This is a genomic window from Stenotrophomonas sp. C-A (genome assembly GCF_054030835.1).
On record NZ_CM132916.1, the window covers coordinates 2,408,648 to 2,423,111 of the forward strand.

General features: G+C 64.2%; 7 protein-coding genes. 4 read left to right on the forward strand and 3 right to left on the reverse strand.

Translation table 11 applies throughout. The features are described from left to right. Positions 1–14: 14 nt before the first annotated feature. On the forward strand, positions 15–8,726 hold the full coding sequence (locus tag ACW5IY_RS11365) for a glycoside hydrolase family 94 protein (protein WP_457326773.1): 8,712 nt from the start codon (positions 15–17) through the stop codon (positions 8,724–8,726). Next, positions 8,723–8,983: a hypothetical protein gene (locus tag ACW5IY_RS11370; protein WP_049433714.1), complete on the forward strand. Its 261-nt coding sequence runs from the start codon at positions 8,723–8,725 to the stop codon at positions 8,981–8,983. The genes ACW5IY_RS11365 and ACW5IY_RS11370 overlap by 4 nt, the downstream gene beginning before the upstream one ends. 374 nt (positions 8,984–9,357) lie before the next feature. On the opposite strand, the gene ACW5IY_RS11375 is transcribed toward ACW5IY_RS11370, so the two are convergent. Continuing rightward, a complete protein-coding gene (locus tag ACW5IY_RS11375) occupies positions 9,358–9,537 on the reverse strand; it encodes a hypothetical protein (protein ID WP_049433715.1) in 180 nt (59 codons plus the stop codon). A 626-nt stretch (positions 9,538–10,163) separates the two neighbouring features. Here ACW5IY_RS11375 and ACW5IY_RS11380 point away from each other — a divergent pair. Next, positions 10,164–11,186, forward strand: coding sequence for an NAD(P)H-quinone oxidoreductase (locus ACW5IY_RS11380; RefSeq protein ID WP_239682879.1), 1,023 nt, complete (start codon positions 10,164–10,166; stop codon positions 11,184–11,186). 265 nt (positions 11,187–11,451) lie between these two features. Here ACW5IY_RS11380 and ACW5IY_RS11385 read toward each other — a convergent pair whose 3' ends face one another. Continuing rightward, entirely contained in the window at positions 11,452–11,895 is a 444-nt protein-coding gene (locus ACW5IY_RS11385; protein WP_049433716.1) for a MerR family transcriptional regulator, read from the reverse strand. Between the two features lie 104 nt (positions 11,896–11,999). On the opposite strand from ACW5IY_RS11385, the gene ACW5IY_RS11390 reads away from it, so the two are divergent. Then, positions 12,000–12,932, forward strand: a complete 933-nt coding sequence (locus ACW5IY_RS11390) for an SDR family oxidoreductase (RefSeq protein ID WP_049433717.1) — start codon at positions 12,000–12,002, stop codon at positions 12,930–12,932. A gap of 118 nt (positions 12,933–13,050) precedes the next feature. Here ACW5IY_RS11390 and ACW5IY_RS11395 read toward each other — a convergent pair whose 3' ends face one another. Beyond that, entirely contained in the window at positions 13,051–14,463 is a 1,413-nt protein-coding gene (locus ACW5IY_RS11395; protein WP_049433718.1) for a coniferyl aldehyde dehydrogenase, read from the reverse strand. Position 14,464: the final 1 nt, after the last annotated feature.

Sequence of the window (14,464 nt, forward strand, 5' to 3'; positions counted from 1 at the left end):
TCCCCTGGTAGCCCATGCCCCACCTTCGTCGTCTATTTGGCAGCTGGCTGCGCCTGCGTCGTCGCTTGCGTTGGCGATGGCGTGAGCACCAGGCCTCGGCGCCGGCCATCGAGCCCACCGAGGGCCCACTGCGCGCCGCGCTGTACAGCGTTGAACAGATGGAAGTCTACGGCCGGGCGCTTGCACGCCAGCATCGCGTACGGATGCACCCCGGCCCGGAGCGCTTGCTCGGTCGTCTGCAAGCCAATGAGCGCGTGCTGGTAGACGCCAACACGCTACTCAGCAGCGTGGTCCGCGAACAGCGGCCGGTGACCCCGGCGGGGGAATGGCTGCTCGACAACTACTACCTGATCGAGGAACAGATCCAGATCGCGCGCCGGCACCTGCCGCGCGGCTACAGCCGGCAGCTGCCTTCACTTGCCTCCGGCCCCTCGGCTGGATTGCCGCGGGTATATGAACTGTCGATGCAGGCCATTGCGCATGGTGATGGGCGCATTGACGCGGACACGCTGGGCAGGTTCATTGCGTCCTACCAGTCTCTCGCGCCAATGAGCTTGGGCGAACTGTGGGCAGTTCCCATCATGCTGCGCCTGGCTCTGCTGGAGAATCTGCGGCGCATGGCTGCGCGGGTGATGCGCGATGGAACCGACCGCCGCCTGGCTTCGAAATGGGCGGATAGCCTCAATCAAGCTGCCTCCGAGACCCCCACCGAAGTGGTCCTCGTGGTTGCCGACATGGCACGGTCCGCGCCGCCGTTGACCGGCGCATTCATCGCCGAGCTGACGCGCTCGCTGCAGGGGCGCGGCGGTGCGTGGGCCATGCCTGTCGCATGGTTGGAACAGTGGGCTGCAGCGGCCGGGCAGCGCGTGGACGAGCTGGTCGCCGCCGAGGGGCAGCAGCAGGCGGCCGACCAGGTATCCATCGGCAACAGCATCGGCAGCCTGCGCTTTCTGTCCACCATGGATTGGCGCACCTTTGTTGAAGAGATGAGTGTGGTGGAGCAGCGGCTGCGCGAAGACCCGATGGCCGTCTATGCGCAGATGGATTTCGCCACCCGCGACGCCTATCGCCATGTGGTGGAGAAGATCGCCCGCGGTAGCCACATGGCAGAGGAGCGCGTTGCCACCATCGCGCTGGACCTGGCGCGGGCGGCGACACCACCGGAGGGCCCGCGCACGCACGTAGGCTACTGGCTGGTTGGCGAAGGCCTGAAGGCTACCGTTGAAGCGGTGGCCGAGGCAGCACCGCGCCACCGCAGGGCACGGCGGCTGGCACATCGCGTGCCGCTTGCGCTGTATCTGCTGCCGATCGCCCTGCTGGCAGTGCTGGCCACCGCTGGCCTGTTGGCAACCGGCAGCGGCTCGGTACCGCTCTGGCTGGCCGCGCTGCTCGCGCTGCTGGTGTTCAGTGAGCTGGGCATCGTGCTGGTGAACTGGACCGCGACGGTGCTGGTCGCCCCCAGGCCGTTGCCCAAGCTGGATTTCAGCGAGGGCATCCCTGCCGCCTGCGCCACCGTGGTCGCGGTCCCCTCGATGTTGTCCAGCATCGAGGGAATCGACGTGCTGGTCGAAGCGCTGGAGGTCCGCTTTCTGGCCAACCGTGATCCTCAGCTGCGCTTCGTGCTGCTGACGGACTTTCTCGACGCGGCCGAGGCCACGGCGCCGACGGACGACACCCTGCTTGCGCACGCCACGGCACGGATCGAGGCGTTGAACAGGCGTTATGCGCCCGAGCGCGGTGATCGATTCTACCTGCTGCACCGCCCCAGGCAATGGAATCCGGGCGAAGGCGTGTGGATGGGACACGAGCGCAAGCGCGGCAAGCTGGCGGCACTCAATGCCCTGCTCCGTCTGGGCGATGCGGCCGCGTTCATACGCATCGTGGGTGATGCGGCTGCGCTGATCAGCGTGCGTTACGTCATCACGCTGGATTCGGATACACAACTTCCGCGCGACGCGGCACGCGCGTTCGTCGCCACCCTGGCGCACCCGCTCAACCGCCCGCGCTTCGATCCGGCGTTGCAACGCGTGGTGGAGGGCTACGGCATCCTGCAGCCCAGCGTCGGCACCAGCCTGGGGCGGCGCCGCACCTCGCGTTTTGCCCGGATGTTCGGCAGCGAGCCCGGCATTGATCCGTACACGCGCATGGTCTCGGACGTCTACCAGGACTTGTTCGACGAAGGCTCGTTCGTGGGCAAGGGCATCTATGACGTCGAGGCCTTCGAGCATGCGCTCGAGGGCCGCTTTCCAGAGAACCGCATCCTCAGCCACGACCTGCTGGAAGGCTGCTATGCACGCGCGGGCCTGGTCAGCGACGTGCGCCTGTACGAGGACTACCCCGAGCGCTACGCCGCCGACGCCAAGCGCCGTGCACGCTGGATCCGCGGTGACTGGCAGCTGTTGCCGTGGTTGATGCCGTGGACGCCGCGCCCGGGCCCAGGATGGGAACGCAACCGGCTCAGCCTGCTGTCGCGCGGCAAGTTGCTGGACAACCTGCGCCGCAGCCTGGTGCCGATCGCTGCCCTGGCCTTGCTGGTGGCAGGCTGGCTGCATGCCGCAAACCCTGTTGCATGGACGGTGTGGGTGCTGGCGCTATGGTACGCGCCGCCGCTGATAGGCATGCTGCGCGATGCCTTGAGCGTTCCGGACGACACACCCCTGGAAGCGCACTACATCAAGGTCGGGCGCGGCACGCTGCAATCGTTGCTGCGCGCGTCCACCCAGGTCGCGTGCCTGCCCTTCGAGGCATTGCTGGCGAGCGACGCGGTGCTGCGCACGCTCTGGCGCATGGCTGTCACACGCCGCCACCTGCTGCAGTGGAACCCTTCAAGCGAAGTTGAGCGCCGTCTCGGCAGCGACCGCGGCGCGGAATGGCGAGTGATGGCGCCGGCCTCGGTGCTGGCGCTCGTGCTGGTGGCCGTGGTGGCCAGCCTGCGTCCGCAGGCACTGCCGCTCGCCCTGCCCTTGCTGCTGGCCTGGGTCTTTGCTCCCGCGTTGATGGCGTGGCTGGGCCGGCCACCGGCCGCGAGCGTGGCGGAGCTTTCCGTTACGCAGCGGGCGTTTCTGGGCCGGCTGGCGCGGCGCACCTGGTCTTTCTTCCAGGCCTGGGTGCGTGAGCAGGATCATTGGTTGCCACCGGACAACATCCAGGAGCATCCGTCGCTGGTGGTGGCACGCCGCACCTCGCCAACCAACATCGGCCTGTCCCTGCTGGCCAATCTGTCGGCGTGGGATTTCGGCTATCTGCAGCTTGGCGCGGTCGCTGAACGTACGGCCCTCACCTTCGACGCGCTGGACCAGCTGCCGCGCCATCGCGGTCACTTCCTGAACTGGTACGACACTGAAACCCTGGCGCCGCTGCCGCCGCGCTACGTTTCCACCGTGGACAGCGGCAATCTTGCCGGGCATCTGCTGACGCTGCGCCAGGGCCTGCTCGCGCTGGTGGATGCGCCGGTGCTGGCGCCGCACACCTTCGATGGCCTGGCCGATACGCTCGGCGTGCTGGAAGAGGAACGGCAGCGCCATCGCCGCGACGATGCAGCACTGGTCGAGGCGCTCAACCATCTGCGCCAGCGTCTGGCCTCAACGCGTTTCGACCGCCCTGTCGGAACGGCGGAGACTCTCGCCCGCCTGCAGGAACTGGTCGGCCTGGCCGACGTCGTGCTGGCGCAGTGGCCCGCGCCGCCATCGCCCGAGGAAGGCGAGCTGCACTGGCCGACTCTGTTCGCCGCCGAATGCCATGCCGCCTACGCGTCGCTTGCCAGTCTCCCTGCCGATGCCAATGCGGACGACGAAGTACCGGTGCCCAGCCTGCGCCAGCTGGCTGCGCGGCGCGGCACCGCCGGTGCGGATGCCCGTGCGCGCATCCAGCAGTTGCAGGCGCTGGCGCACCGCGCCGGGCAGTTCTCGCTGATGGAATACGGGTTCCTGTTCTACCGCACCCGCAACCTGCTCTCGATCGGCTACAACGTCGACGATCATCGCCTCGACAACAGCTTCTACGACCTGCTGGCCTCCGAAGCACGCCTGTGCGCCTTCGTCGCCATCGCCCAGGGCCAGTTGGCGCAGGAAAGCTGGTTCGCGCTTGGGCGGATGCTCACCGAGGTCAACGGCATGCCGACGCTGTTGTCATGGAGTGGCTCGATGTTCGAGTACCTCATGCCGCAGCTGGTGATGCCCAGCTATCCGGACACGCTGCTGGACCAGACCACGCGGCATGCGGTCGAGGCGCAGATCGTCTACGGCCGTACCCTGAACCTGCCGTGGGGCGTGTCCGAGTCCGGCTACAACGCCGTCGATGCCCGCCTGAACTACCAGTACCGGGCGTTCGGCGTGCCAGGGTTGGGGCTCAAGCGCGGCTTGGGCCAGGATCGGGTCATCGCGCCTTATGCCAGCATGATGGCGCTGATGGTGGCGCCGGAAGCGGCGTGCCAGAACCTGCAGGTGCTTGAGGGATTGGGTTTTGCCGGGCGCTTTGGCATGTACGAGGCAATCGACTACACCCCTGCCCGGCTGCCGCCCGGGCAGGATCACGTGCTGTTGCGCTCGTTCATGGCCCACCATCAGGGCATGGGCCTGCTGTCGCTGGACTACCTGTTGCGCGACCAGCCGATGCAGCGCCGCTTCCTTGCCGACGTCGAGTTCCAGGCCACCTTGCTGCTGCTGCAGGAGCGCATCCCGCGCATCGGCGTCTTCCATCCACATGAGGTGGAAGCGCTGGGCGAACACTCGGCCATGGCCGAGGACGAGACGTCGCTGCGCGTGCTGCGGGACCCGGGTGGCCCGCGCCCGGAGGTGCAGCTGCTGTCCAATGGACGCTACCACGGCATGCTGACCCATGCCGGCGGCGGCTACAGCCGTCACGGCGACCTGTCGCTCACCCGCTGGCGCGAGGATGGCACCACCGATGCTTGGGGGTCGTTCTGCTATCTGCGCGATGTGGACAGTGGCGAGTTCTGGTCTGCCGCGTACCAGCCCACCTGCGTAGCGGTGGACAATTACGAGGCGATCTTCTCGGACGCCAAGGCGGAGTTCCGTGGTACGCGCCGCGGCTGCGAGAGCCACCTGCAGGTGGCCATCTCCGCCGAGGACGACATCGAGCTCAGGCGCCTGCGCCTGACCAACCGCAGCCGTCGCCAGCGCACGGTGGAAGTCACCACCTATGCCGAAGTGGTGCTGGCACCCGCCGCGGCCGACGATGCGCATCCGGCCTTCAGCAACCTGTTCGTGCAGAGCGAGATCCTGGCGGCCAAGCAGGCCGTGCTGTGCACGCGCCGGCCGCGTTCGCACGACGAAGTACCGCCGTGGATGTTCCATCTGGTCGCGGTGCATGACGCGGAGGTGGTGTCGATCTCCTACGAAACCGACCGTGCGCGCTTCCTGGGCCGTGGCAATACGCCACGGACGCCACAGGCATTGACCACCGATACCGACCTTTCCGGCACGGATGGCTCGGTGCTCGACCCGATCGTGGCGATCCGCGTTCGCGTGGTGCTTGAGCCCGAGCAGACCGTGCAGCTCGACATGGTGTACGGCGTCGGCGCCGACCGTCCCGGTTGCGAGGTGCTGGTGGACAAGTACCGCGATCGCCGCCTGGCCGACCGCGTCTTCGACCTGGCCTGGACGCACAGCCAGGTGGTGCGCCGGCAGATCAACGCCAGCCAGGCCGAGGCGGCGCTGTACGAACGTTTGGCCGCCCACGTGCTGTATGCCGGGCCACTGCTGCGCGCGGGTGCCGGGGTCCTGCTGCAGAATCAGCGCGGACAATCCGGGCTATGGAGCCATGCCATCTCCGGTGACCTGCCCATCGTGCTGCTCAAGGTCACCGATGCGGACAACGTGGAACTGGTGAGGCAACTGGTGCAGGCGCACGCCTATTGGCGCCAGAAGGGACTCAACACCGACCTGGTCATCTGGAACGACAGCAAGGCCGGCTATCGGCAGGAACTGCAGGACCAGATCCTGGGGATGGTGGCCGCCAGTTCGGAGACCGGCCTGCTTGATCGCCCCGGCGGTATTTTCGTGCGGCCGGTGCAGAACATGACCCACGAGGATCGCGTCCTGCTGCAGGCAGTGGCACGGGCGGTGATCAGCGACGAGGACGGCACCCTGGCCGCGCAGGTCGGCCGTCAACCGCTGCCTCCGCGACGGATCCCGCCCCTGGTGCCACAGGCGGTGCAGCAGGAACTGGCACTGTCGCCAGAGGCGACGCCGGGGCTGCCCATCGTCGCCGACGCGGGCCCCGACGCCGGCTTGCCCCCGGGCGCCGAGCACGACGACGAGATGGATGACCCGTGGCCGTTCCTTCCCTATCGCGGCGCCGGCCAGTTCGATAACGGCACCGGCTGCTTCAGCGAGGACGGCCGCGAGTACGTCGTGGTGGTGCGCGAAAACGCGCCGACGCCGGCGCCATGGGCCAACGTGATCGCGAACGCGCGCCTGGGCACGGTCGTCAGCGAAAGCGCGCCGGGCTACACGTGGTTCGAGAATGCGCACGAGTTCCGCTTGACGCCCTGGCTCAATGACCCGGTCTCGGACACGGGCGGTGAGGCGTTCTACCTGCGCGACGAGGAAACCGGTCGCGTCTGGTCGCCGATGCCGCTGCCGCGCAGGGGCAGCGGGGCCTACCGTACGCGCCATGGATTCGGCTACACCGTCTACGAGCATGTCGAGGACGGCATCGCCAGCGAGTTGTGGGTCTTCGTCGACGTCACCGCGCCGCTGAAGTTCTCGGTCCTGCGCTTGCACAACCTGTCGGGCAGGACGCGGCGGCTGTCGGCCGTCGGCTATATCGAGTGGGTGATGGGTGACCTGCGCGCGAAGTCGCGCATGCATGTGGTCACCGAGCGCGATCCACAGACCGGGGCGCTGCTGGCGCGCAATGCCTACAGCACCGACTTCGGCGGCCGGATGGCCTTCTTCGACACCGATGCCGATGGCTGCGGCTGGACCTGTGATCGCCTGGAGTTCATCGGCCGCAACGGCAGTCTGCACGCACCGGCGGCGCTGCGGCGCGAACGGCTGGATGGTCGAATGGGCGCGGGCCTGGATCCCTGTGCGGCGATCCAGGTGCCACTGGAGCTGGCGGCAGGCGACCGCAGTGAAACTACGTTCCGCCTTGGCGCGGGGCGCGACCGCGAGGAAACGCTGGCGTTGGCACGAAGCCGCCAGGGCGCCCAGGAGGCCATCGACGCGCTGGACGCGGTTCGCATCCACTGGCGCAATGTGCTGGCCACGGTGCAGGTGCGTACGCCGGACCCGGCGCTGGACGCACTGGCCAATGGCTGGCTGGTCTACCAGACCCTGGGCTGCCGCTACCTGGCGCGCAGTGGCTACTATCAGTCAGGCGGAGCGTTCGGCTTCCGCGACCAGCTTCAGGACGCGCTCGCCCTCGTGCACGCTCGCCCGGAGCTGACCCGCGAACACCTGCTGCTCTGCGCTGCACACCAGTTCACCGACGGCGACGTGATGCACTGGTGGCACCCACCGCAAGGTCGAGGGGTGCGCACCCGCTGCTCCGACGATTATCTGTGGCTGCCCCATGGCGCCTGCCGCTACCTGGAGGTCACCGGCGATGCCAGCGTGCTGGACGAGACGGTCGGCTTCATCGAGGGGCGTGCGGTGGCCGCGGAGGAGGAAGGGTACTACGACACGCCTACCCCTTCGACGCAGCGCGACACGCTGTATGCGCACTGCGTCCTGGCGCTTGAACGCGGTTGCCGGCTGCTCGGCGAGCGCGGCCTGCCGTTGATGGGCAGTGGTGATTGGAACGATGGCATGAACCGCGTTGGCGACCAGCAGCGCGGTGAAAGTGTGTGGCTCGGCTTCTTCCTGCATGACACGCTGCATCGCTTCATCGGGGAGGCCAACGCGCGTGGCGATGCCGCCCGTGCGCAGTGGTGCCAACAGCAGGCCGAAAGCCTCCGCCAGAATCTGGAACAGCATGCCTGGGACGGGGAATGGTATCGCCGCGCCTGGTTCGACAGCGGCACCCCGTTGGGCTCGTCACAGAACCAGGAATGTCGCATCGACTCGATCTCCCAGAGCTGGTCGGTGCTGTCAGGCGTTGCCGCACCTGAGCGTGCCACGCAGGCGCTGGATTCGCTTTACACGCATCTGGTGCGAAAGGACGCCCAGCTGATCCAGCTGCTCGATCCGCCATTTGACCAGACCACCGAAGACCCCGGCTACATTCGCGGATACGTGCCTGGCGTGCGCGAGAATGGCGGCCAGTACACCCACGCGGCTGTGTGGGCCGCGATGGCATTCGCACAGCAGGGAGATGCGGTACGTGCGTGGGAGCTGGCGGGCATGATCAACCCGCTCAATCATGCGCTGGACCCGGAGGCGGTGCAGACCTACCGTGTCGAACCCTATGTGCTGGCAGCGGATGTATACGCCGTGTCTCCGCACGTCGGGCGCGGCGGCTGGACGTGGTACACCGGTTCGGCCGGCTGGATGTATCGCCTGCTGGTCGAATCCCTGCTCGGCATACGTCGTGAGGGCAATCGCCTATCGCTTGCGCCCTGCCTGCCCGATCACTGGCCATCATTCGAACTGAGCTACCGCTTCGGCCGCAGCTTCTACGAGTTCGTGGTGACCCGCACTGCGCAGGATCAGCCTACGCTGCATGTGGATGGCATGTTGCAGCCGGACCTTACCGTCCTGCTTCGGGATGACGGCCATCACTACCGTGTTGCGCTTGATCTGGGGGCGGCCACGGGATGAACGTTCGCCCCGAAATCCAGGTGCAGCTTGATGCGCTGGGCGAGATGCTGGTGCACTGGTTGGCGCAGGTGCGACATCCAGCGCAGTTCTGGCCGCAGTTTGAATTGCTGGCTGGGGAGATTCTGGACCAATGCGAGCACGCTGAGAGAGGTAAGGCTCACGCGGCCATCCAGGCCATGCTCAAACGCCACGCCCCGCAGCTTCCTAACTGGCACCAGCGTGACGACAGGTTGCCACCGAGGACGTCAGGAGAGTAGCCACTGTTACTACCCTAGATGATCAGCAGGATGGCTCTGTGACCTTGTCATTCTTACACTAAAAATCCCTCAGAGACGCTTTGCATCCATCATTGATGGCGAGCCCTGATCTCCTTTCCCCCGATGTCCCCTATCGACCAGAAGCGGACATCGCCGTCGCTCGATAACCGCGCTTGCCACGAACAAATCCTGAAGAGAGATTCCGGAGCTAATCCTCGCATGCCTGCCTCGCCGCGGGCTTGGCGCTAAACTCTGCTGCACCTTGCAACCTCATCCAGCGCATACCGGACCAGAGGCGCCAGTTCCGGAGCCTGGTCACAGTCAGCCGCCAGCTTATCAAGCAGTACGACCAGGCCCGCCCCGGAAGGCTGGGACTAAGCCGTCCAGAAGCGGTGCTGTATTTCATTCAGCCACTTCAAACCGTTGAGCTGGGTCGCCATGGATGCGTCTGGATCAGACCAGATCGCCCTTCCGGCAACCGTCAATCCATGAAAAAGCTGGATGCAGAAGCGCTGTGCCCGGTCTTCGCTGAAACCGACTACCTTGTAGCGCACGTAAGTTCCTTCAGGTCAACGACGATCGGGGGGATACTGCGGTCCCAAGGCCCAACAATATCGGTAACCTGCCCCACTGTACGCATGGCGAAGGAGGAAGCATGGCCAACAAGGAAGTTCTCGCCCTGACGCAGGCGGCGCCGGAAGACGTTGATCTGCCCGCCTAAACACCTTTGACTGGCAGGCCGAGGGGTTTTACGCGCGCCATGGCTACGCGGTGCTCGCCCGACTTAGCGACTACCGACCGGCCACGAGCGTGTGTTCATGTGCAAGCGCTTGGCGTGAGCCTTGGGGTACGTGGCACCCATCTGTAGCGTGTGCTCGTTTGATGGAGGTAAGCATGCCAGCGCCACGGGTGATTCTGCGAGTATCTGCTTTCGGCCAGGACCGGACATCTACCCTACCCCTGATAACTACGCCTAATCCATCGGCCCCTAAGGTGCTATGCCAAGTCAGGGCTGGCAGCACGATCTTAGCTGAACGCTCCGCGCACCAGGCTGTTGACCTTAAACAAAGCTTCAACCTTAGAGTTGCCTCGACGCTCGGATCTGCTGCATCCGAGCCCTAACGCGCAGACCTGCTGAGCGGATATCCGCCAGACAGCACGCCACTCTAAGGAGCATGCGATGAACACCCCGATTCAAGCCCGCGATCGTCCCACTGAGATGGTCGCTATTGAGATCACTCAACCTGGCGGCCCCGAAGTACTGAGCCCTACGACCCGTCCTATCCCTTCGCCCAAGGCAAATGAAGTCCTCATCAGAGTGGAAGCTGCTGGTGTGAACGGCCCTGACATCCTGCAGCGCAAGGGGCTCTACAATCCGCCTCTCGGCGCCTCCGACATCCCAGGATTGGAGATTGCGGGTGAAGTGGAGGCTGTGGGCGCCAATGTCATAGATCACGCAGTGGGAGATCGCGTTGCGGCATTGCTGACCGGTGGCGGCTATGCTCAGTACGCGGTGGCTGACGAGCGCGTCACATTTGGAATCCCAAATGGTCTGAGCATGATTGAAGCCGCTGCGCTACCCGAGACGTTCATGACAGTGTGGCTTAATCTGTTCCAGCGAGGGCAGTTCAAGGCTGGTGAATCGGTTCTAATCCACGGCGGCGCTTCAGGTATCGGAACGACCGCAACCATGCTCGCCCGTCAGTTGGGCGCATCTACGATTATCACAACCGTCGCATCGAAGGCCCATCAGGAGGCTAGCCTGCGCCTGGGAGCGGATGTCGCCGTGAATTACCTGGAAGATGACTTCGTTGCTGCGGTAAAGGCTGCGACAGATGGCGCTGGAGTTGACGTGATTCTGGACATCATCGGTGGCGACTATGTGGCCAGAAACTACGAAGCGGCAGCTATGAACGGTAGGATTCTCCAGGTCAGTGTGCTGAAAGGCCCGGCTAAGGAACTCAACCTGTGGCCCATGCTGGCCAAGCGGCTGACGCACTCTGGTTCGACCCTGCGCTCGCGGACCCATGAGGACAAGCAAGGCATTCTTTCCGAGCTGAAGCGGAATGTTTGGCCGCTGATTGCCGAAGGGCGTGTGAACCCTGAAGTCTACAGCGCGTTCCCGCTGGCCAACGCTGCTGACGCGCATAGGTTGATCGATAGCGCAGAACACATCGGCAAGGTTGTCCTTGTAAACCGGTAACGGGCCGCTCGTTGCAGGCCTCACTGCCCTGGCCTTCTTCTACGCTGCGGCCATACCGTGGTTGAAGGCCTCAGGGCTGCAGGTGTTCATGATCTGGTGGAGTGCGAAACCGGAGATGGGGCTCGCCTGCAACAGCGGCTTAAAGCGGTGGTGTTCGTCTCACGGCGGCAGTTGTGCTTCGCTGGATTCAGTGCATTCCCTGCCCTTGCACAGGGTTCATCGTTTCCAGAAGCTCGCATCTTGTGATGGAGAGAGGACTTGCGGACTAACGCCGGGTTCGTTTCGTGGCTGGCGCTTTTCCGACGTCCACTAGTTGGGTCGTCGACAGCACATGTCGGGCGTTGGTTGCGCAGTCCATATCCTGTGGTTTGGCATCGATCTGCTCAATCAGCTCCAACAAGTGCGCCTTGTTCTCTGTGAGTTGGGCCTGCAGCTTATCGATCTCGCTGATCTTTCGCTGGAGTGTTCCGAGCAACGTGCCGTGCTCCCAACTTGCGAGGTCGCTGGGAAGCAGTACGCGCAGCTCATCCAGGCTGAAGCCTGCCTGTTGTCCAGTGGCGATGAGCCTGAGTGCGAGTACTGCATCCTCGGGGTAGCTGCGATAGCCGTTGTCTTGCCGCTCCACCGCCTTCAGCAAGCCGATGCGTTCGTAGAAACGGATTCGCGATGGCGCCAAGCCCGTGCGCTGGGCCAGTTCTCCAATTTTCATGTTAGGGCTGCACCAATTGACAATGGCATTTTACATTAAACATTACTTCAAGGTTAGCCTTGCGTCGTCGCGCTATCAAGTGCAATTTTGAGGAGGCCTTAGCAATGCAGACGATCCTCGGGGCCAATGGCCAGATCGCCACCGAACTCGCCCGGGAACTCCGGCACACCTACACCGGCGAGCTGAGGCTGGTAAGCCGCAGTCCCCGCAAGGTGAACGACACGGATGCTCTGATGGCGGCCAATCTGCTGGACGCCGAGCAAACGCTGAAAGCTGTCAAGGGCAGCAGCATCGTCTACTTCACGGCAGGCCTGCCGCCGGACACGAGAGTGTGGGAGACGCAGTTCCCGACGATGCTGAAGAACACACTGGATGCCTGCCGTGCCGAGGGCGCCAGCTTTGCCTACTTCGACAACACGTACATGTACCCCCAGGACGCACGGCTGCTGACTGAGGACGCGCCTTTCGCGCCAGTAGGTCGCAAAGGCGTCGTGCGCGCAGCCATGGCCTCAATGGTGCTCGAAGAGATGGCACGCGGTGAGATCCCAGTATTGATCGGTCGCGCACCTGAGTTCTATGGTCCCGGCAGGACGCAGAGCTTTACCAACGCACTGATCATTGACAAGCTCCAAGCTGGAAAAAAGCCGCGCGTACCTGTGCGTGATGACACCCTGCGTACGCTGATCTGGACGCCTGATGCGAGTCGCGCTCTTGCCGTCCTGGGTAACACCCCTGATGCTTTTGGCCAGACATGGCATCTGCCGTGTTGTGACGACCGCCCCACCTACAAAGACTTCGTCACAATGGCCAGCCAAGTGTGGGGGCGCGAGCCGTCCTACGGAGTCATCAGCAGGTGGATGCTGGCCGCTGCCGGACTATTCTCCAAACCCGTGCGGGAGATCCAGGAACTGCTGCCGCGCTACGAACAGGACAATATCTTCGACTCCACGAAGTTCAAGCGCAAGTTCCCGGAGTTCCAAGTCACGACGTACAGCCAGGGCTTGGAGCTAATTCGAAAGGACTTCTTCCGTCAGTAGCATGCTCGACGGCCGGCACAGAACCGCTGAACGCCACCTGGCGGATTTTTGTCCGGCCAGGTCGCGATGCTTCCAGCTGCGAGTCCCGTCTGTGAGTACCTGGTGTAGCTCCTCTACTTCACGGCGAAGGCACCCTGCTCTTCCCAAGGGTAAAGGCGATGCCCAATTCAGCGATCTTGCCGAAGGGGGCATGTAGCAGCGCCGGCAGATTCCAACGCCCCTGCACAAACACGCCCTTGGCTTGGCTCATGGAGCGAAAGCCTTCGACACCATGATAGGCGCCCATGCCGCTCGGACCGACGCCGCCAAAGGGCAAGTCGTCTTGTGCCACGTGCAGCAGGGTGTTGTTAATGCCCACGTTGCCCGAAGTCGTGCGCGCCAGCACTTGGGCACAGCCTTGATCCTCGTCACCGAAGTAGTAGAGCGCGAGCGGCCGCGGTCGAGCATTTACGTAGCCGATGGCTTCATCAAGGGAGCTATAGGTGCGCACAGGCAAGACCGGTCCAAAGATCTCCTCCTGCATGAGCAGTGCATCGTCGTCGGGGTTGATGACCAGCGTTGGTGCCAGGATGCGCTCGCGTACCGCTACGTCGTCAGGGCATTGACCGATCTCAAGCACCCGCGCCCCCCGATTGCGTGCGTCATTGATCAGTCCGCGCAGGCGCTGGTAGTGACGTGTGTTGATGATCGTCGTGTAATCGGGACTGTCCAGCCCGTTGGGGTAGAAGCGTCTGACCGTGTTGGTGTACTGATCGATGAATGCTTGCAGATCGCTTTCATGGACCAGAGCATAGTCCGGTGCCACGCAGGTCTGACCGGCATTGGAGAGCTTCCCGAACACCAGGCTTCGTATCGTGCGATCGTTGACGTGACCACGCGCGATGACTGCTGGGCTCTTTCCGCCCAGCTCCAGGGTCACGGGGACCAGGTTGTCGCTGGCAGCGCGCATGACCTTGCGCCCCACTTGCGTGCTGCCAGTGAATAAGAGGTAATCAAATGGCAGTGCGCTGAACTCGGCCCCGACTTCGGGCCCACCTAGTATCACGGCGACCTCATCTTCTGCGAAAGCTTCAGTGAGCACGTCGTGCAGCGCCTGACTGGCCCGTGGCGTGAGCTCCGAGGGCTTGAGCATGGCCCGATTGCCCGCAGCCAATGCAGTGGCCAACGGCACCAGCGTAAGAGACAGAGGGTAATTCCACGGCGCCATTACCCCTACAACTCCCAGCGGTTGGTACTCAACATAGGCGCGACCAGAGCGGTAGGCAAACTGCACGTGGCGGCGTTCACGCTTCATGAAGCGGCGAAGGTTGCTGAGCAGGTAGTCGATGGCCTGGATGATGCAGGCCAACTCCATCAGGTCGGTTTCATGCCTTGAGCGATTACCGAAGTCTGCACTGACGGCATCCTTCAGTGCCTCACGATGTCGCAGCACTGCAGCGCGTAGTCGTTGAAGCCGTGCCTTACGCAAGGAAAGGCTTGGCGCGCCATCTTGCAGGAAGGCAGCGCGCTGTCGACTCAATACGTCAACCATC

Coding starts and splice junctions, on each gene's coding strand:
- ACW5IY_RS11365 (WP_457326773.1), top strand. CDS start 15: ATGCCCCACCTTCGTCGTCTATTTGGCAGCTGGCTGCGCCTGCGTCGT.
- ACW5IY_RS11370 (WP_049433714.1), top strand. CDS start 8,723: ATGAACGTTCGCCCCGAAATCCAGGTGCAGCTTGATGCGCTGGGCGAG.
- ACW5IY_RS11380 (WP_239682879.1), top strand. CDS start 10,164: ATGAACACCCCGATTCAAGCCCGCGATCGTCCCACTGAGATGGTCGCT.
- ACW5IY_RS11385 (WP_049433716.1), bottom strand. CDS start 11,895: ATGAAAATTGGAGAACTGGCCCAGCGCACGGGCTTGGCGCCATCGCGA.
- ACW5IY_RS11390 (WP_049433717.1), top strand. CDS start 12,000: ATGCAGACGATCCTCGGGGCCAATGGCCAGATCGCCACCGAACTCGCC.
- ACW5IY_RS11395 (WP_049433718.1), bottom strand. CDS start 14,463: ATGGTTGACGTATTGAGTCGACAGCGCGCTGCCTTCCTGCAAGATGGC.